Here is a 17,619-nt window from a genome sequence, read left to right as displayed (position 1 = left end):
ATGCGTCAATCCCTCTCAGGGTCGTAAGTCTGTGGTCTGTACGGGGGCCTGGGGGTCGGCGGGGCCCCTGGTGGGTCAGGGGCACCGCCGGACTCCCGTCAGACCTCTTCGACGCTGCTCGGCTCGCGCCGGGACAGGTCGATACCGAGCTCCTCCGCAGCGCGGAAGACGTCCTCGTCGGTGTCGCGCATCTCGATGGACATGCCGTCCGAGGACAGCACCTCCACGTTGAGGCACAGGGACTGCATTTCCTTGATGAGCACCTTGAAGGACTCGGGAATGCCGGGCTCAGGGATGTTCTCGCCCTTGACGATGGCCTCGTAGACCTTCACGCGGCCGGTGACGTCGTCGGACTTGATGGTCAGCAGCTCCTGGAGGGCGTACGCGGCGCCGTAGGCCTCGAGGGCCCACACCTCCATCTCACCGAACCGCTGGCCACCGAACTGGGCCTTACCACCCAGCGGCTGCTGGGTGATCATCGAGTACGGACCGGTCGAACGGGCGTGCAGCTTGTCGTCGACCAGGTGGTGCAGCTTCAGGATGTACATGTAGCCGACCGAGATCGGGTCCGGGAACGGCTCACCGCTGCGGCCGTCGAACAGCCGCGCCTTGCCGGACGGGAGGACCATGCGCTCGCCGTCGCGGTTCGGGATGGTGTGCTGCAGCAGACCCGCCAGCTCGTCCTCGCGGGCACCGTCGAAGACCGGGGTCGCGACGTTGGTGCGCGGGGCGACCTTGTCGGCGCCGATGGCCTGCAGGCGCTGGGCCCACTCGTCCGCGAGGCCGGAGACGTCCCAGCCGCGGCTGGCGAGCCAGCCGAGGTGGATCTCCAGGACCTGTCCCGGGTTCATTCGGGACGGCACACCCAGCGGGTTGAGGATGATGTCGACCGGGGTGCCGTCCTCCAGGAACGGCATGTCCTCGATCGGCAGGATCTTCGAGATGACACCCTTGTTGCCGTGACGGCCGGCGAGCTTGTCACCGTCGGTGATCTTGCGCTTCTGCGCGACGTAGACGCGGACCAGCTGGTTCACGCCCGGCGGCAGCTCGTCGCCCTCCTCGCGGTCGAAGACGCGCACGCCGATGACCTTGCCGGTCTCGCCGTGCGGCACCTTCAGCGAGGTGTCACGGACCTCACGGGCCTTCTCACCGAAGATCGCGCGCAGCAGGCGCTCCTCGGGGGTCAGCTCGGTCTCACCCTTCGGGGTGACCTTGCCGACGAGGATGTCGCCGGCGATGACCTCGGCACCGATGCGGATGATGCCGCGCTCGTCCAGGTCGGCGAGGACCTCCTCGGAGACGTTCGGGATGTCCCGGGTGATCTCCTCGGGGCCGAGCTTGGTGTCACGGGCGTCGACCTCGTGCTCCTCGATGTGGATCGAGGAGAGGACGTCGTCCTGCACGAGGCGCTGCGACAGGATGATCGCGTCCTCGTAGTTGTGACCCTCCCACGGCATGAACGCCACGAGCAGGTTCTTGCCCAGCGCCATCTCGCCGTTCTGGGTGGCCGGGCCGTCGGCGAGGACCTGGCCCTCGACGACACGGTCGCCCTCGTTGACGATGACCTTCTGGTTGACCGAGGTGCCCTGGTTGGAGCGGGCGAACTTGGCCAGGCGGTACGTGATGTACGTGCCGTCGTCGTTGGCGGTGGTGATGTAGTCCGCGGAGACCTCCTGGACCACACCGGCCTTCTCGGCCTTGACGACGTCGCCGGCGTCGACGGCGGAGCGGTACTCCATGCCGGTGCCGACGAGCGGGGCCTCCGCCTGGATGAGCGGAACGGCCTGGCGCATCATGTTCGCGCCCATGAGGGCACGGTTGGCGTCGTCGTGCTCGAGGAAGGGGATCATGGCGGTCGCGACCGACACCATCTGGCGCGGCGAGACGTCCATGTAGTCCACGTCCTCGGGGCCGACGTAGTCGACCTCGCCGCCACGGCGGCGGACGAGCACGCGGTTCTCCTCGAAACGGAGGTCGCTGGTCAGCGGCGCGTTGGCCTGCGCGATGACGAAGCGGTCCTCCTCGTCGGCGGTCAGGTAGTCGACCTCGTCGGTGACCTGGCCGTCGATGACCTTGCGGTACGGGGTCTCGACGAAACCGAACGCGTTGACCCGGCCGTAGGAGGCGAGCGAGCCGATCAGACCGATGTTCGGGCCTTCCGGCGTCTCGATCGGGCACATACGGCCGTAGTGCGACGGGTGCACGTCACGGACCTCGAAGCCGGCCCGCTCACGGGAGAGACCACCCGGGCCAAGAGCCGACAGACGGCGCTTGTGGGTGAGACCCGACAGCGGGTTGTTCTGGTCCATGAACTGGGACAGCTGGCTGGTGCCGAAGAACTCCTTGATGGAGGCGACGACCGGCCGGATGTTGATCAGGGTCTGCGGCGTGATCGCCTCGACGTCCTGGGTCGTCATGCGCTCGCGGACGACACGCTCCATACGCGCCAGACCCGTACGGACCTGGTTCTGGATGAGCTCGCCGACGCTGCGCAGACGACGGTTGCCGAAGTGGTCGATGTCGTCGGTCTCGACGACGACCGTCTCACCGTTGTCACCGACCGTCTCGGTCTCGCCGGCGTGCAGCTTCACCAGGTACTTGATCGTCGCGATGATGTCCTCGACGGTCAGGATGCCCGCGTCCAGCGGGGTGTCCGTACCCAGCTTCTTGTTGACCTTGTAGCGGCCGACCTTGGCGAGGTCGTAGCGCTTCGGGTTGAAGTAGAGGTTCTCGAGCAGCGTCTGCGCGGCCTCACGCGTGGGGGGCTCGCCCGGACGCAGCTTGCGGTAGATGTCGAGCAGCGCGTCGTCCTGGCCCTGGGTGTGGTCCTTCTCCAGGGTGGCGCGCATGGACTCGTAGTCGCCGAACTCCTCGAGGATCTGCTCGGTCGTCCAGCCGAGCGCCTTCAGCAGCACGGTGATCGACTGCTTGCGCTTGCGGTCGATGCGGACACCGACCATGTCGCGCTTGTCGATCTCCATCTCCAGCCAGGCACCCCGGGACGGGATGATCTTGGCGGAGAAGATGTCCTTGTCGGACGTCTTGTCGATGGTGGAATCGAAGTAGACACCGGGGGAACGGACCAGCTGCGACACCACGACACGCTCGGTGCCGTTGATGACGAAAGTGCCCTTGTTCGTCATGAGCGGGAAGTCGCCCATGAAGACCGTCTGGGACTTGATCTCACCGGTCTCGTTGTTGGTGAACTCGGCGGTGACGAAGAGCGGGGCGGCGTACGTGAAGTCGCGCTCCTTGCACTCGTCGATCGAGTTCTTCGGCGGCTCGAAGCGGTGGTCCCGGAACGTCAGCGACATCGACCCGGAGAAGTCCTCGATCGGGGAGATCTCCTCGAAGATCTCCTCCAGACCGGACTTGGTGGGGACGTCCTGACCGTTCTCCAGAGCCTCCTCGACCCGAGTCTGCCAGGCGGTGTTGCCGAGCAGCCAGTCAAAGCTCTCGGTCTGCAGCGCGAGCAGGTTCGGAACCTCGAGGGGCTCCTTGATCTTTGCAAAGGAGATGCGCAGCGGGGCGGTGCTGGCGCCGTTGTTCGTATTCGCGGTCGAGGCAGTGCGCGAGGCGGCCAAGAGGGGGTCCTTCCGAGGGCTCGGACTCACTACGCGCGTACCGGTCCCTCTCCCGTACACAGGGACGGAAACCCCAGGTCAGGGGGGCTTCGGTCGACTGTGCTCGAGTGAGGGCAGACCCCTGGTGACGGGCAGGGGACAGCTAACAGGCAGCGCAAAGGGTCAGTGTAGCCACTTGGCACACTGATGTCCAGTGCGGGTTTTCGAAGACCCTCGTTGTGCTCAACGCCTCTGTCAACGCCCTCGGCATGCCGCCCTCAACGCACGTTGATACTGCCCTCTTCGTCGTCGATCCATGCCTCGGATTCGGATCCTTGTGACGACGCGTCCTGAGAATTGCGCGCTGCGTGCGGTTCGTCAAGGGCTCCTTGCCGGAACCGGCGCCTCGGGAGACACGACGAAGATCACCTTACCCCTCACGAACACAGGTGCAAGGCAGCCCAGGCCGGACCCCGGGGAACGCCGAAGGGCGACCACCCGGATGGATGATCGCCCTTCGGTGCGTTCGCGTTACAGCCCTAGGGGGCCGTTTCTGCGGTCGCGAAGGTCTTACTTGACCTCGACGGAGGCACCGGCGCCCTTGAGGGCCTCGGCGGCCTTGTCAGCGGCCTCCTTGTTGACCTTCTCGAGGACCGGCTTCGGGGTGCCGTCGACGAGGTCCTTGGCCTCCTTCAGACCCAGCGAGGTCAGCTCACGCACGACCTTGATGACCTGGATCTTCTTGTCGCCGGCACCGGTGAGGATGACGTCGAACTCGTCCTTCTCCTCCTCGGCCTCGGCGGCGGCGCCACCAGCGGCACCACCGGCGACGACGACCGGCGCGGCAGCGGCGGCGGTGACGTCGAACTTCTCCTCGAAGGCCTTCACGAACTCGGAGAGCTCGATGAGGGTCATCTCCTCGAACTGGGCAAGCAGCTCGTCCTGGGACAGCTTCGCCATGATGGCGGTCCTTCCACTCAAATCGGCAGGTGCCGGATGTACTGGGTAAGGCGGGCGTACGTCGGCCCGCTGCGACCCGCGCCGGTGGTGCGGGTCAGAAAGCGAGCCGAATTACTCGGCACCGCCCTGCTCGGCCTGCTTGGCGCGCAGCGCGTCCACGGTGCGGACGAGCTTCGACGGCAGCGCCTGGAAGACGGAGGCAGCCTGGGACTGCTTCCCCTTGAAGGCACCGGCCAGCTTGCTGAGCAGAACCTCGCGGGACTCGAGGTCCGCAAGCTTCTTGATCTCGTCGGCGGAGAGGGCCTTGCCCTCCAGGACACCGCCCTTGATGACGAGATTGGGGTTGTCCTTGGCGAAGTCACGCAGACCCTTCGCCGACTCCACCGGGTCACCGGTGACGAAGGCGACGGCCGTCGGGCCAGCGAAAAGCTGGTCCTCCAGCGTGATCCCGGCCTCCTTGGCCGCAATCTTGGTCAGCGTGTTCTTCACCACGGCGTACTGGGCGTTCTCACCGAGCGACCGGCGCAGCGTCTTGAGCTGCGCCACGGTGAGACCGCGGTACTCGGTCAGCACGGCGGCGTTGGAGCTGCGGAACTTGTCCGTCAGCTCCGCAACCGCGGCAGCCTTGTCGGGCCTCGCCATAGAGCCTCGGCCTCCTTCCGGGTGATTCGGACCGCGCGGACCCGAAGGAGGACTGGGGAAAACGAAACGCCCCGGCGCAGGCGCTCGGGGCGGACTCGACCGGCCGCACACGCGCTCGGCGCGCGTACTCCGGGAGTTCTTCCACTGTCACCTGCGCGGGTCGTCCACTTTTCAGCGGATCCTTCGGCCACCGCACCCTCGTACGAGCGCACGGCAACGACCAGCGGTCTTTGGCTTCTGCAAGAGAGTACGGGACCGGTGCGCCGACGAGCAAATCGGGCGGCCGGGGGCGTACGGCGGGGCCTGGCGCGGCCCGGGGGCCGCGGGCCGGGAAGCGGCTGCGCGACGGCGCGTGCAGGCTGCTCAGGGGCCGGTGTGAGGCCCGCGCGGGCCGGTACGGCGTCCGGGGCCGCCGGCTCGGACGGGGCCGGCCCCTACGGCGTCTCAGGGCCCTTGCGGCGGGGGCTGCGAGCCGCTCCGCACGGCGCGGAAGCGACAACGGCCGACCTCACCCCTACGGCCTCCCCAGGCCGCTGCTCCGCCCCGCTGCACCGCGCGGGAGCGACGGTGGCCGGCGGCACGCGGTCACGCGCCGGGTGTGCTCTCCCAGCCGGTGCGGGACCGGCCCCGGGCCCGCGGGCCGGCAGCCCTGGCGGGTCCTGCGACGCTCCCGGGGAGCGCTGCGCGCGCTGCCCCGGGCGTCGCGGTGTACCGCCGGTGTCAGGACGTGATGCCGGTGCCGCCGGACTTCATCAGGTCACCGAAGTCCTTGGTGTCGCTCGCGGGCGGCGCCTCGGCGGTGACCTTCACGCCGTAGTCGGAGTAGTGCGTCGTGTTGGTCATGGGGCCGTTGGCCGTGTCGGCCTTCTCGGTCTTCTTGACCAGCAGGTCCTGGTCGTTGATCCACACGTCGACGGTCTCGGTGGTGACGCCGGCCTGCGTGAGCTGCTTCTTCAGGGCGGACATCTGCTCGGCGGTGAGGTCGCTGGACTTCTCGGCGAGGTCGGCGACGTCGACCGTGCCCGAGTAGTGCGTGGTGTGCTCGCCGGAGACCGTCTCCTCGCCGACCTTCTTGACGTCACCCGAGGCCAGCAGCAGCTTCACGGACTGGTTCGGCGTGGAGTTCTGGAGCTGGTCCTTCATGTACGACCCGGAGGCGCCGCCGAGCTTGGCGAGGTCGTCGTAGTCGTACTTGATCCAGTGCGTGCCGCCGCCCGCCTGCTGGGCGTACGCGTCGCTCATGTGCGCGTAGTAGGCGTCCGGCAGATACCGGGCCTCCATCGACGAGCTGCCGGCCTTCTTCATCGCCTCGGCCATCTTGCCGCCGGTGTACGTGATGGTGAGGTTGCCCTTGAGGCCGTCGCCCCAGGTGAGGGCGCCGTTCGCGGTCATCGACATGAGGTCGCCGACGGAGGTGGTGGAGCGCACCTTGGCCGAGTCGGCCTTGTCGGTGGACTTCTCCGCGGAGCGCAGCGCGGCGATGGGGCTGACGTGGGTCACCGTCTTGCCGGCCGCCTTGTCACCGCCCTTGTCGGAGTCGGAGGAGCCGCAGGCGGCCACTCCGGTCAGCGCGGCCACCACCGCTATGGAAAGGGTCGCCCGGCGCGCGGTCGTGCTGTTCATCTGCTCCCACCCCTGATGCGTGTCCTGTGCCTGCACCGTAGCCCAGGCCACTGACAGTCGTACGAAAGGTCGCACACAGAAAGGACGGGCCCGGAACCTCGAAGGTTCCAGGGCCCGCCCTTTTCTTACGCGTCGCTGACGCGGCTACCGGATCCGAGCCTCAGGCTCAGACGGCGGCCGGGTCCTCCTCGACGAGGAGGTTGCGGGTGCGGTTCGGGTCGACCGGGATGCCGGGGCCCATCGTGGTGGTGATGGCGGCCTTCTTGATGTAGCGACCCTTGGCGGCGGACGGCTTCAGACGGAGGATCTCCTCCAGCGCGGCGCCGTAGTTCTCCACCAGCTTGGCGTCGTCGAAGGACGCCTTGCCGATGATGAAGTGCAGGTTCGAGTGCTTGTCGACGCGGAACTCGATCTTGCCGCCCTTGATGTCGGTGACGGCCTTGGCGACGTCGGGGGTGACGGTGCCGGTCTTCGGGTTCGGCATCAGACCACGCGGGCCGAGGACGCGGCCGAGGCGGCCGACCTTGCCCATGAGGTCCGGGGTGGCGACGACGGCGTCGAAGTCCAGACGGCCCTTCGCCACCTCGTCGATCAGCTCGTCGGCGCCGACGATGTCGGCGCCCGCGGCACGCGCGGCCTCGGCACGGTCGCCGGTCGCGAAGACCAGGACCCGGGCGGTCTTACCGGTGCCGTGCGGAAGGTTCACGGTGCCACGGACCATCTGGTCGGCCTTGCGCGGGTCGACACCCAGACGGAAGGCGACCTCGACGGTGGCGTCGAACTTGGTCGTGGAGGTCTCCTTGGCGAGACGGACGGCCTCGAGCGGGGCGTACAGCTTCTCCCGGTCGACCTTGGCGTCCGCAGCGCGGAGAGCCTTGCTGCGCTTGCTCACAACTTGCTCCTGTGTGTTCTGAAAGGAGTCGTGGTCCTTGGGCCGAGCAGGCCCTGCCACGTGCGGCTGCGTCGTTCTGTCAGCCGCATGACTGCTGGTGGTGGGGTCAGCCCTCGACCGTGACGCCCATGGAACGCGCGGTACCGGCGATGATCTTCGCGGCGGCGTCCAGGTCGTTCGCGTTCAGGTCGGGCATCTTGGTCTGGGCGATCTCGCGGACCTGCGCCTCGGTGATCTTGGCGACCTTGGTCTTGTGCGGCTCGCCCGAGCCCTTCTCGACACCCGCGGCCTTGAGGATCATCTTCGCGGCCGGCGGCGTCTTGGTGACGAAGGTGAAGGAGCGGTCCTCGTAGACCGTGATCTCCACCGGGATGACCCAACCGCGCTGCGACTCGGTCGCGGCGTTGTAGGCCTTGCAGAACTCCATGATGTTGACGCCGTGCTGACCCAGCGCCGGGCCGACCGGCGGGGCCGGGTTGGCGGCGCCGGCCTGGATCTGGAGCTTGATGAGCCCCGTGACCTTCTTCTTCTTGGGAGGCATGCTCTCTCCGGGTCCTTACTGAGAGGTTGACTGCCATCCGCGCCTTCGACCTGCACCCATGGGGGCAAGATCACACAGATGGCATACCGCACCACGATAGCCGCTGTCTCCTCAAGACAAGAAATCGCCCTGGTCAGACGGCTTCCGCGGATCCTTCGGGCCGTCGGTCGCGCCGCACGTGCACGGCCGCGGCCAGCAGCGTGAGCACCGTCGCGCCGCCCGGTACGGCGAGCAGCGCGACCACGGTCCCGCGTCCGGTGTCCTCGGCGAGCACGAGCCGGCGCGGGTCGCCCGGCGCGTGCCGTACCTCCACGGTGTCACCGTCGGCGTGCCCCCGCGCGCGCGTGCCGAACGGGAGCCGGGCCGTGACCCGCTCGCCCGCGAACGGCAAGGTGACGCGGCAGCCGCCGACGACGCACCGCCCGGTGTGGAAGGTGGCCTCGGCCCGCTCCGCGCCCCGCAGCTCGGTCCGCAGCCAGGCCGCCGGGAAGAAGACGGCGTACGACGCGGCCAGCAGGACGAGCGCGGCCACGGCGCCGAGCACGGCGGGCCGGACACGGCGAGAGCGCCCCGGCCCGGTGCTGACCGGCGGGGCGCTCTCGGGGGACGGCTTCAGTTCTTCTGGATCTGGTCGAAGGACAGCTCGACCGGGGTCTCGCGGCCGAAGATCTCGACCAGGCCCTTGACCTTCTTCGAGTCGGGGTTGATCTCGTTGATGGTCGCCTGCAGCGTGGCGAACGGGCCGTCGGTGACGGTGACCGAGTCGCCGACCTCGAAGTCCAGGACCTGGACCTCGACCTTGCGCTGCGGGGCGGGCTTGCCCTCGGCCTCGGCGGCCTCGCGGGCGGCCTTCTCCTCGGCCTCCGGGGCGAGCATCTTGACGATCTCGTCCAGGGTCAGCGGGTACGGGTCGTAGGCGTTGCCGACGAAGCCGGTGACGCCCGGCGTGTTGCGGACGACGCCCCAGGACTCGTTGGTCAGGTCCATGCGGACCAGGACGTAACCCGGCAGCTTGTTCTGCTTGATCGTCTTGCGGTCGCCGTTCTTGATCTGGACGACCTCTTCCTGCGGCACCTCGGCCTGGAAGATGTAGTCCTCGACGTTCAGCGAGACGGCGCGCTGCTCCAGGTTGGTCTTCACGCGGTTCTCGTAGCCGGCGTAGGTGTGGATGACGTACCACTCGCCGGGCAGGGTGCGCAGTTCCTCGCGCAGGGCCTGGACCGGGTCCACCGGGGCGGCCGGCTCCTCGGCGGCCTCCTCGACGGCGGCCTCCTCGTCGGCCTCTTCTTCCTCGTCCTCGACGTGCAGCGCGGCCTCCTCGGCCGGCTCACCCGCCTCGGCCTCGGCAGCCTCGAACTCGTCCTGCTCGTCCGCGCCCTCGACGATGTCGCGCTCGTCGTCCACCGTCTCGTCCGGCTCGATGGCGTCGTTCAGGTTCGGGTCAGACACGATGGCTGCTTCTTCCTGGATACATAGGGGTGGAACATGCGAAAACGGGCGCCGGTACCACGGCGCCCTTCGCTCTTGGCTCAGCCGAAGACGTACTTGGCCGCGTGGTCGAGCCCATAGTCAATCACGGTCACCAGGGCGATCATGATGACGACGAAGAAGATCACCACGGTGGTGTACGAGGTCAGCTGGTTGCGCGTGGGCCAGACGACCTTGCGGAGTTCCGCGATGATCTGGCGGTAGAAGGTGGCGAGGCGCTTGAGCGGGCCCTTCTTGGCGCGCTTGCCGCCCTTGCGGGCCTTCCTCTTGGACTCAGGAACCTCGTCCTGGGCATCAGGCGTGTCGATGGAGCCCACGGCGTCCGTCATTGTCCTCACCTGATCCCGGGTCGTGGCCGTGCCGCGCCCGGTTCCTGAGCCGCACGGCGGTGCATTGCTGTACGTACATGCGCACACATCCTGGCGGTGTGTGTAGCAGGGCCGGAGGGACTTGAACCCCCAACCGCCGGTTTTGGAGACCGGTGCTCTACCAATTGAGCTACGACCCTTTGTGTGTCCCCCAACGTACCGCATCCGGCCGGGTGCTCGGTGTGCACCGGATCGGCGGCGGCTGCTGAAGGCCAACGAGGTGAGAGTGTACGTGCTCCGCGGCCCGGCGTCGAACAGAAAGTGCCCGTCGGGGGCCATGTGACCAAAGATCGTCCTGGCCGGGGCCCGGATTCGGATCCGTGTTCACGCCTCGACCCTTCCCTGTTCAGTCTGTGAAACCCGTGTACCGGGCGCATTTCCGGTCTGGAACGATGGGCCGCATGAGCGCTGCAACCCCACCCACCGAGCGCCGGGTCTCCGCCCGAGTCGGCGCGATCTCCGAGTCCGCCACCCTCGCCGTGGACGCCAAGGCCAAGGCCCTGAAGGCCGCCGGGCGTCCGGTGATCGGCTTCGGCGCCGGTGAGCCCGACTTCCCGACCCCGGACTACATCGTCGAGGCGGCCGTCGAGGCCTGCAAGAACCCGAAGTACCACCGCTACACCCCGGCCGGCGGCCTGCCCGAGCTGAAGGCCGCGATCGCCGCGAAGACGCTGCGCGACTCCGGCTGGGAGCCCGACGTCTCGCAGATCCTGGTCACCAACGGCGGCAAGCAGGCCATCTACGAGGCGTTCGCCGCGATCCTCGACCCGGGCGACGAGGTCATCGTCCCGGCGCCGTACTGGACGACATACCCGGAGTCGATCCGCCTGGCCGGCGGTGTCCCGGTCGAGGTCGTCGCCGACGAGACGACCGGCTACCGGGTCTCGGTGGAGCAGCTGGAGGCGGCGCGCACGGAGAAGACGAAGGTCGTGCTCTTCGTCTCGCCGTCCAACCCGACCGGCGCGGTGTACTCCGAGGCCGAGACCGAGGCGATCGGCCGCTGGGCCCTGGAGCACGGCCTGTGGGTGCTCACCGACGAGATCTACGAGCACCTGGTGTACGGCGACGCCGCCGCGGTGTCCCTGCCGGCGCTGCTGCCCGAGCTGCGGGACAAGTGCGTCGTGGTCAACGGCGTGGCGAAGACGTACGCCATGACCGGCTGGCGCGTGGGCTGGGTGATCGGCCCGAAGGACGTGGTCAAGGCCGCGACGAACCTCCAGTCGCACGCCACCTCGAACGTCTCCAACGTCGCCCAGGCGGCCGCGCTGGCCGCCGTCTCCGGCGACCTGGACGCGGTGGCGAAGATGCGCGAGGCCTTCGACCGGCGCCGCAAGACCATCGTGCGGATGCTCAACGAGATCGACGGCGTGGTGTGCCCGGAGCCCGAGGGCGCCTTCTACGCCTACCCCTCGGTCAAGGCGCTGCTCGGCAAGGAGATCCGCGGCAAGCGCCCGCAGGACACGGTCGAGCTGGCCGCGCTGATCCTGGAGGAGGCCGAGGTCGCGGTCGTCCCGGGCGAGGCCTTCGGCACGCCGGGCTATCTGCGGCTGTCGTACGCGCTCGGTGACGAGGACCTCGTCGAGGGCGTGAGCCGGGTGCAGAAGCTGCTGGCGGAGGCGCGGGACTAGTTCCGGTCGCCTACGCGCGCGTGCGGGCCGTCTCCCTGCGGGGAGGCGGCCCGCTTCTGTGTGCGAGCAAGACCACGTCCGGGGAAACGGCTACCGGGACGGCGGGGACGTACGGCAGGATCTGGGAATGGAGCGTGTACGTGATCTCTCTGAGCTGCCGAAAGCCCATCTGCACCTGCACTTCACCGGCTCGATGCGGCCGACGACGGTCCTGGAGCTGGCCGACAAGTACGGCGTGCGTCTGCCCGAGGCGCTGACGGACGCGCTGACCAGCGGGGAACCGCCGAGACTGCGGGCCACGGACGAGCGGGGCTGGTTCCGTTTCCAGCGGCTGTACGACGCGGCGCGCTCCTGCCTGCGCGAGCCGGAGGACATCCAGCGCCTGGTCCGTGAGGCCGCCGAGGAGGACCTGCGGGACGGCTCCGGCTGGCTGGAGATCCAGGTCGACCCGACGTCGTACGCGCCCCGGCTGGGCGGGCTGATCCCGGCCCTGGAGGTCATCCTGGACGCGGTGGAGACGACGTCCCGGGAGACCGGTCTCGGCATGCGGGTGCTGGTCGCCGCGAACCGTATGAAGCATCCGCTGGACGCGCGCACGCTGGCCCGGCTGGCGGTGCGGTACGCGGACCGGGGCGTGGTCGGCTTCGGGCTCTCCAACGACGAGCGGCGGGGCATGGCGCGGGACTTCGACCGGGCCTTCCACATCGCGCGGGAGGGCGGTCTGCTGTCGGCGCCGCACGGCGGCGAGCTGGCCGGCCCGGCGTCGGTCCGGGACTGCCTGGACGACCTGCACGCCACGCGGATCGGGCACGGGGTGCGGGCGGCCGACGACCCGCGGCTGCTGAAGCGGCTGGCCGACCGGGGCGTGACCTGCGAGGTGTGCCCGGCGTCGAACGTGGCGCTCGGTGTGTACGAGAAGCCGGAGGACGTCCCGCTGCGCACGTTCTTCGAGGCGGGCGTCCCGATGGCGCTCGGCGCCGATGACCCGCTGCTGTTCGGCTCCCGGCTGGCCGCCCAGTACGAGATCGCCCGCCAGGCCCACGGTTTCACGGACGCCGAACTCGCGGAGCTGGCCCGGCAGTCGGTGCGCGGTTCGGCCGCTCCGGAGGAGGTCAGGAAGCGGCTGCTGGCCGGCGTGGACGACTGGCTGGCGCGCCCGGCGGCCTGAAGTGGGCGTACGGCGGATAGGGCTTGAAGCAGACCAGTACGTCGATGGAGTGGCCGCCGCCGGGCGGCTGGACGAGCGCGGGCAGGTCCGCCATCAGCGCCGCGTGCCCCTGGTCGACGCCCTTCTGGTACGGCCCGTGGCCCGCGGCACGGGCGAGCCAGGTCGCCGTCTCGGCGAACACGTACCGGCTGCCGAAGAGGAAGAACGTACGCGCGTGCGTGGCGTGCCGCAGTTCGTCCCGGAAGTCGGCCCGCTCGTAACGTGTCCGCCAGGCGGCGGCGTCCCGCGCGGTGCGCGCCTCGTCGGTGCGGACGGTGAGCGGGGTGCCCTGCCGCAGCCTGTGGCGCAGCTCGGGCCACTGGCTGGGGCGCAGGCCGAGGCTGTGGTGGGCGAGGACGAGGTCGACCAGCTCGCCGACGCCCTCGTCGGGCGGGACGCTGTGGCGCAGCGGCATGTGGACGATCGTGTGCCGGGAGCAGGCGGCGAAGGAGAAGAGTCCGGCGAGCCTGCTCAGCCCGTCGTGGTCGCCGAGCAGCAGGCCGATGGGGTCCGGGGCCCGCAGCGAGGTGTGGCGCAGCGGCTGCCGTGGCTGGACGATCCGGTGGGTGTACGGCCCGGTGCGGGGCCGGAACTCGCGCAGCCTCAGCCGCATGGGCGATACCTCATGGCGGGATGATCACAGCTGTCAGGGCCGGTCCGCAACGGCGATTCCGCCCAGCAGGGTGCGCGCGAGCCGGGTGGCGAACGTGTCCACGGGCGGGCGTTCGCCGCTCTCGGTGGTGTCGTAGGCGAACGCGCGCTGCGCGCAGGCGCCCATGAGCAGGGAGGCGGCGGCGTAGGTGTCGGCGTCGGGGTGGACCCGGCCGGCGGCCTGTTCGGCGCGGAGGTAGGCGTCCAGGCCCTGGAGGGGCAGGTGCGGGCCGGAGCCCATGGTGCGCAGGGTGTCGTCGTGGCGCCGTTTGAGCTGGGTCTCGGCGTACAGGGAGGCGGCGATCGGGAAGCTCTGCTCGTAGAAGAGGGCGGCCTGGCGGGCGATCTCGGTGAGGTTCTCCTCCAGGGTGCCCCGGCCCGGTGCGGCGGCGAGGCTGTCGAGCAGCGGGGTGAGCCGGGGCAGGCGCTCGGTGAGGACCCGGACGAACAGCTCTTCCTTGCTGTCGAAGTACTTGTAGAGGGCCGCTTCGGAGCAGCCTGCCGCGCGGGCGATCTCCTTGGTGGTGGCGCGGGCGAGTCCGACGGTGAGCATCAGCTCGTGGGCGGCGTCGAGGATGCGCACACGCGCCGGCTTCGTCTCCATGGGGCTCCGTTCGGGCCTTGACGGGCGGGTGAGTGTTTACCCACTCTAGACGGCGGGTGGGTGAGTAAGTACTCACCCACCCGAGGGGCCAGGGGAATCAGGGGAACCACGGAGTCAGGGGAATCGGCATGAAGCTCACTGTTTTCGGCGCCACCGGAGGGATCGGCCGGGAGCTGGTCCGCCAGGCGCTGGACGCCGGTCACGAGGTGACGGCGGTCGTACGGGACCCGGGCCGACTAAATGTCGCCGGCGGCCGTCTGGAGGTCGTCCGCAGCGGCCTGGCCGACGCGGAGGAGCTGCGCGGCGCCGTCCGGGGCCGAAGCGCGGTCCTGTCCGGTCTGGGCGCGCGCAGCCGCAAGGACGCCGGGGTGGCGACCCGGCTGACCCGTACGGTCATCGGCGCGATGGAGGCGGAGGGCGTGCGCCGGCTGCTGGTGGTCAGCGCGGGTCCGGTCGGCCCGGCTCCGGCGGACGACGGCCCCCTGGACCGGGGGGTGCGGGCCCTGGTGTCGGCGGTCCTGAAGGACGTCTACGCCGACCTGCGCGAGATGGAGGCCGAGCTGGCCCGCAGCGGCACGGACTGGACGTCCGTACGGCCGCCGCGCCTGCAGGACAAGCCGCTCACCGGCCGCTACCGCACCGTCGTCGGCGGCTTCCCGCCCAAGGGGCGCTTCATCGCGCGCGCGGACGTGGCGCACGCGATGCTGTCGATGATCGACGCCGGGGAGACCCTGAAGCAGGGCGTGGGGGTGGCCTACTGAACCGGATGCCGTCCCCCGGTCCGGTCCCCCGCCTCCGGTCCCGCTGCGGCTAGAGGCTCACGCCGACGGTCACCGGCTCGTTGACCAGCGTGATCCCGAAGGCCTCGCGGACACCGGCGACCACCTCGCGGGCCAGGGCCAGCAGGTCCTCGGTGGTGGCGGCGCCCCGGTTGGTGAGGGCGAGGGTGTGCTTGGTGGAGATGCGGGCGGGGCCGGTGCCGTACCCCTTGGTGAAGCCCGCCTTGTCGATCAGCCAGGCCGCGGAGGTCTTCGTACGGCCCTCCCCCGCCGGGTAGGCGGGCGGCTCGACGCCGTCGCCGAGCCGTTCGCGCACGCGCGCGCGGAACGCGGCGAACTGCTCCTCGGTGAGGATCGGGTTGGTGAAGAAGGATCCGGCCGACCAGGTGTCGTGGTCCTCGGGGTCCAGCACCATGCCCTTCCCCGCGCGGAGCTGGAGCACGGTCTCGCGGGCGGCTGCCAGCGGCACCCGGTCCCCGGGCTCCACGCCCAGCGCGCGGGCCGCCTCGGCGTACCTGACCGGCGCGGACAGCCCGTCGGCGTCCTCCAGCTCGAAGCGGACCCGGAGCACGACATAGCGCTCGGGGTCGGCCTTGAAGCGGCTGTGCCGGTACGAGAAGGCGCACTCCTCGTTCGTCAGCGTGACGGTCTCACCGGCCCGCCGGTCGTAGGCGATCACCTCGGTGATCGTCGAGGAGACCTCCTGGCCGTAGGCGCCCACGTTCTGGATCGGCGTGGCGCCCGCGGAGCCGGGGATGCCGGCCAGGCACTCGATCCCGGCAAGCCCGGCCTCGACGGTGCGGGCGACGGCGTCGGTCCACACCTCGCCGGCCGCCAGCTCCAGCGTCGTGCCACGCAGCTCTACCCCGCGCGTGGCGATGCGCAGAGCGGTGCCGTCGAAGCCCTTGTCGCCGATGACCAGGTTCGATCCACCGCCGATGACCAGCAGCGGCGTACCGCTGTCGTCCGCCTCGCGGACGGCGGCGATCACCTCGGCGTCGGTCGCGGCGGTCACCAGCCGCGTCGCGGGACCACCCAGCCGGAAGGTGGTCAGCGGGGCAAGGGGGGCGTCGTGGAGTACCTGCACCCGCCCAAGACTACGAGACGCCTCCGACAGCCCCGCGCCCGCACGGGCGTGCCCGCGGGCCTTGCGGGCCGGGTGGGCGCGCCGGGCATGTGTAAGGGGCGCCCCGCCAGGGAGGACGCCCCTTGCATCGGGTCATGGGCCGTCAGGCCAGCCGTACGACTGCCCGGGACATGCCGAGCACCTTCTGGCCGGCGCTCATCGCCGTCAGGTCCACGCGGACGGTGTTGTCGTCCAGCTTGGCCGCGACCTTGCCGCTGACCTCGATCAGGGCGCCCTGGTCGTCGTTGGGGACCACGACGGGCTTGGTGAAGCGGACGCCGTACTCCACGACGGCGCCCGGGTCGCCGGTCCAGTCGGTGACCACCCGGATCGCCTCGGCCATGGTGAACATGCCGTGCGCGATGACGTCCGGCAGGCCGACCTCCTTGGCGAACTTCTCGTTCCAGTGGATCGGGTTGAAGTCCCCGGAGGCACCCGCGTAGCGCACCAGGGTGGCGCGGGTCACGGGGAAGGTCTGGGCCGGCAGCTCGGTGCCGACCTCGACGTCGTCGTACGCGATCTTCGCCGTCATCGGGTGCTCACGCCTCCTCGGCCGCGCGGGCCACGAGCTTGGTCCAGGCGGTCACGACGTGCTCCCCGGCCTCGTCGTGCACCTCACCGCGGATGTCCAGGATGTCGTTGCCCGCGAGGGACTTGATCCCCTCGATGGTGGAGGTGACCGTGAGCCGGTCGCCGGCGCGCACCGGGCGGGCGTAGGCGAACTTCTGGTCGCCGTGCACCACGCGGCTGTAGTCCAGCCCCAGCTGCGGATCCTCGACCACCTGTCCGGCGGCCCGGAACGTGATGGAGAACACGAAGGTAGGCGGGGCGATCACATCGGGGTAGCCGAGCGCCTTGGCGGCCTCGGGGTCCGTGTACACCGGGTTGGTCTCGCCCACCGCCTCGGCGAACTCGCGGATCTTTTCCCGGCCTACCTCATAGGGCGCGGTGGGCGGGTAGGTCCGTCCCACGAAGGACTGGTCGAGCGCCATGGCCCGGCACCTCCTGATGTCTGCTGTGATGGCCCCAAATTAGCCGGTAACCGGCCGTGGAAACGCCGTGAGGCCGCCCCCTCGGAAGGGGACGGCCTCACGAACGAGCCTGATTTATCGCGTCTCGCGGTGCGCGGTGTGCGCGTTGCAACGCGGGCAGTGCTTCTTCATCTCAAGACGGTCCGGGTTGTTACGCCGGTTCTTCTTGGTGATGTAGTTCCGCTCCTTGCACTCCACGCAGGCCAGCGTGATCTTCGGGCGGACGTCGGTGGCAGCCACGTGAGTGCTCCTATGACGAACGGGTGGACTGATTTAACGCAAGAAAGAGTAGCCGATCGAAGGACCGACCCCGCAATCGGCTACTGTCAGTAGCGGTGACCGGACTTGAACCGGTGACACAGCGATTATGAGCCGCTTGCTCTACCGACTGAGCTACACCGCTTTGATGAGATCAGCTCCCGCCTTGCGGCGGGAACCTCTCACATCAGAGCCCCAAAACGGAATCGAACCGTTGACCTTCTCCTTACCATGGAGACGCTCTGCCGACTGAGCTAT

At 69.4% G+C, this 17,619-nt stretch carries 18 protein-coding genes and 2 tRNA genes; 3 read left to right on the top strand and 17 right to left on the bottom strand.

The genetic code is table 11. From position 1 onward, the window contains the following. Positions 1-98: 98 nt before the first annotated feature. From rpoB to CCN44_RS08440, 10 genes are all read right to left on the bottom strand, one after another. Complete coding sequence (gene rpoB / locus CCN44_RS08490; protein ID WP_086697260.1) at positions 99-3,584, bottom strand: DNA-directed RNA polymerase subunit beta; 3,486 nt, start codon at positions 3,582-3,584, stop codon at positions 99-101. Between the two features lie 549 nt (positions 3,585-4,133). Next, positions 4,134-4,523, bottom strand: a complete 390-nt coding sequence (rplL, locus tag CCN44_RS08480; RefSeq protein ID WP_086697259.1) for a 50S ribosomal protein L7/L12 — start codon at positions 4,521-4,523, stop codon at positions 4,134-4,136. 111 nt (positions 4,524-4,634) lie between these two features. Then, positions 4,635-5,165 (bottom strand): 50S ribosomal protein L10, encoded by a 531-nt coding sequence (gene rplJ, locus CCN44_RS08475; RefSeq protein ID WP_086697258.1) that lies wholly within the window; start codon positions 5,163-5,165, stop codon positions 4,635-4,637. A 720-nt stretch (positions 5,166-5,885) separates the two neighbouring features. Continuing rightward, the gene (locus CCN44_RS08470; protein WP_059252033.1) at positions 5,886-6,788 is read right to left on the bottom strand and encodes an SCO4651 family lipoprotein; all 903 of its coding nucleotides are present in this window, start codon (positions 6,786-6,788) and stop codon (positions 5,886-5,888) included. Between the two features lie 166 nt (positions 6,789-6,954). Then, positions 6,955-7,680 carry a 50S ribosomal protein L1 gene (gene rplA / locus CCN44_RS08465; RefSeq protein WP_059252031.1) on the bottom strand — a complete coding sequence of 242 codons (726 nt, stop codon included), beginning with the start codon at positions 7,678-7,680 and terminating at the stop codon, positions 6,955-6,957. A 106-nt stretch (positions 7,681-7,786) separates the two neighbouring features. Next, positions 7,787-8,221 carry a 50S ribosomal protein L11 gene (gene rplK, locus CCN44_RS08460; protein ID WP_030747472.1) on the bottom strand — a complete coding sequence of 145 codons (435 nt, stop codon included), beginning with the start codon at positions 8,219-8,221 and terminating at the stop codon, positions 7,787-7,789. Positions 8,222-8,354: 133 nt separating this feature from the next. Beyond that, the gene (locus CCN44_RS08455) at positions 8,355-8,753 is read right to left on the bottom strand and encodes a hypothetical protein (protein WP_143649654.1); all 399 of its coding nucleotides are present in this window, start codon (positions 8,751-8,753) and stop codon (positions 8,355-8,357) included. An 80-nt stretch (positions 8,754-8,833) separates the two neighbouring features. Continuing rightward, complete coding sequence (nusG, locus tag CCN44_RS08450) at positions 8,834-9,670, bottom strand: transcription termination/antitermination protein NusG (RefSeq protein WP_086697256.1); 837 nt, start codon at positions 9,668-9,670, stop codon at positions 8,834-8,836. 80 nt (positions 9,671-9,750) lie between these two features. Continuing rightward, positions 9,751-10,038, bottom strand: coding sequence for a preprotein translocase subunit SecE (secE, locus tag CCN44_RS08445; RefSeq protein WP_059252026.1), 288 nt, complete (start codon positions 10,036-10,038; stop codon positions 9,751-9,753). A 106-nt stretch (positions 10,039-10,144) separates the two neighbouring features. Beyond that, positions 10,145-10,217: transfer RNA gene (locus CCN44_RS08440), tRNA-Trp, on the bottom strand. A gap of 261 nt (positions 10,218-10,478) precedes the next feature. On the opposite strand from CCN44_RS08440, the gene CCN44_RS08435 reads away from it, so the two are divergent. After that, positions 10,479-11,705 (top strand): pyridoxal phosphate-dependent aminotransferase, encoded by a 1,227-nt coding sequence (locus tag CCN44_RS08435; protein WP_059255180.1) that lies wholly within the window; start codon positions 10,479-10,481, stop codon positions 11,703-11,705. A 127-nt stretch (positions 11,706-11,832) separates the two neighbouring features. Next, positions 11,833-12,873 carry an adenosine deaminase gene (locus tag CCN44_RS08430; protein ID WP_059252024.1) on the top strand — a complete coding sequence of 347 codons (1,041 nt, stop codon included), beginning with the start codon at positions 11,833-11,835 and terminating at the stop codon, positions 12,871-12,873. Here CCN44_RS08430 and CCN44_RS08425 read toward each other — a convergent pair. Further along, positions 12,818-13,525: a hypothetical protein gene (locus CCN44_RS08425; protein WP_059252022.1), complete on the bottom strand. Its 708-nt coding sequence runs from the start codon at positions 13,523-13,525 to the stop codon at positions 12,818-12,820. The genes CCN44_RS08430 and CCN44_RS08425 overlap by 56 nt on opposite strands. A gap of 33 nt (positions 13,526-13,558) precedes the next feature. Then, complete coding sequence (locus tag CCN44_RS08420) at positions 13,559-14,167, bottom strand: TetR/AcrR family transcriptional regulator (protein WP_086697255.1); 609 nt, start codon at positions 14,165-14,167, stop codon at positions 13,559-13,561. 128 nt (positions 14,168-14,295) lie between these two features. On the opposite strand from CCN44_RS08420, the gene CCN44_RS08415 reads away from it, so the two are divergent. Next, positions 14,296-14,928: an NAD(P)-dependent oxidoreductase gene (locus CCN44_RS08415; protein WP_086697254.1), complete on the top strand. Its 633-nt coding sequence runs from the start codon at positions 14,296-14,298 to the stop codon at positions 14,926-14,928. A 49-nt stretch (positions 14,929-14,977) separates the two neighbouring features. Here the strand turns inward: CCN44_RS08415 and CCN44_RS08410 are convergent, their stop codons facing one another. The 5 genes from CCN44_RS08410 to CCN44_RS08390 form a co-directional block, all read right to left on the bottom strand. Then, positions 14,978-16,063, bottom strand: a complete 1,086-nt coding sequence (locus CCN44_RS08410; protein ID WP_272935048.1) for a UDP-N-acetylmuramate dehydrogenase — start codon at positions 16,061-16,063, stop codon at positions 14,978-14,980. A gap of 112 nt (positions 16,064-16,175) precedes the next feature. After that, positions 16,176-16,604 (bottom strand): MaoC family dehydratase, encoded by a 429-nt coding sequence (locus CCN44_RS08405; RefSeq protein ID WP_059252014.1) that lies wholly within the window; start codon positions 16,602-16,604, stop codon positions 16,176-16,178. A 7-nt stretch (positions 16,605-16,611) separates the two neighbouring features. After that, on the bottom strand, positions 16,612-17,064 hold the full coding sequence (locus tag CCN44_RS08400) for a MaoC family dehydratase N-terminal domain-containing protein (protein ID WP_059252012.1): 453 nt from the start codon (positions 17,062-17,064) through the stop codon (positions 16,612-16,614). A gap of 114 nt (positions 17,065-17,178) precedes the next feature. Beyond that, a complete protein-coding gene (gene rpmG / locus CCN44_RS08395; RefSeq protein ID WP_003948671.1) occupies positions 17,179-17,343 on the bottom strand; it encodes a 50S ribosomal protein L33 in 165 nt (54 codons plus the stop codon). A gap of 90 nt (positions 17,344-17,433) precedes the next feature. Then, positions 17,434-17,506, bottom strand: a tRNA-Met gene (locus tag CCN44_RS08390). Between the last annotated feature and the right edge of the window lie 113 nt (positions 17,507-17,619).

This window comes from Streptomyces tricolor, assembly GCF_002155905.1.
Lineage (GTDB): Bacteria > Actinomycetota > Actinomycetes > Streptomycetales > Streptomycetaceae > Streptomyces > Streptomyces tricolor.
This window is presented reverse-complemented; position numbering and strand designations above follow the sequence as displayed.

Excerpts from the sequence above, each read along its gene's own strand:
- CCN44_RS08430 (WP_059252024.1), top strand. The coding sequence starts at position 11,833 with ATGGAGCGTGTACGTGATCTCTCTGAGCTGCCGAAAGCCCATCTGCAC.
- CCN44_RS08420 (WP_086697255.1), bottom strand. The coding sequence starts at position 14,167 with ATGGAGACGAAGCCGGCGCGTGTGCGCATCCTCGACGCCGCCCACGAG.
- CCN44_RS08470 (WP_059252033.1), bottom strand. The coding sequence starts at position 6,788 with ATGAACAGCACGACCGCGCGCCGGGCGACCCTTTCCATAGCGGTGGTG.
- rplK (WP_030747472.1), bottom strand. The coding sequence starts at position 8,221 with ATGCCTCCCAAGAAGAAGAAGGTCACGGGGCTCATCAAGCTCCAGATC.
- CCN44_RS08405 (WP_059252014.1), bottom strand. The coding sequence starts at position 16,604 with ATGACGGCGAAGATCGCGTACGACGACGTCGAGGTCGGCACCGAGCTG.
- secE (WP_059252026.1), bottom strand. The coding sequence starts at position 10,038 with ATGACGGACGCCGTGGGCTCCATCGACACGCCTGATGCCCAGGACGAG.
- CCN44_RS08435 (WP_059255180.1), top strand. The coding sequence starts at position 10,479 with ATGAGCGCTGCAACCCCACCCACCGAGCGCCGGGTCTCCGCCCGAGTC.
- rplJ (WP_086697258.1), bottom strand. The coding sequence starts at position 5,165 with ATGGCGAGGCCCGACAAGGCTGCCGCGGTTGCGGAGCTGACGGACAAG.
- CCN44_RS08400 (WP_059252012.1), bottom strand. The coding sequence starts at position 17,064 with ATGGCGCTCGACCAGTCCTTCGTGGGACGGACCTACCCGCCCACCGCG.
- rplL (WP_086697259.1), bottom strand. The coding sequence starts at position 4,523 with ATGGCGAAGCTGTCCCAGGACGAGCTGCTTGCCCAGTTCGAGGAGATG.
- CCN44_RS08415 (WP_086697254.1), top strand. The coding sequence starts at position 14,296 with ATGAAGCTCACTGTTTTCGGCGCCACCGGAGGGATCGGCCGGGAGCTG.
- CCN44_RS08425 (WP_059252022.1), bottom strand. The coding sequence starts at position 13,525 with ATGCGGCTGAGGCTGCGCGAGTTCCGGCCCCGCACCGGGCCGTACACC.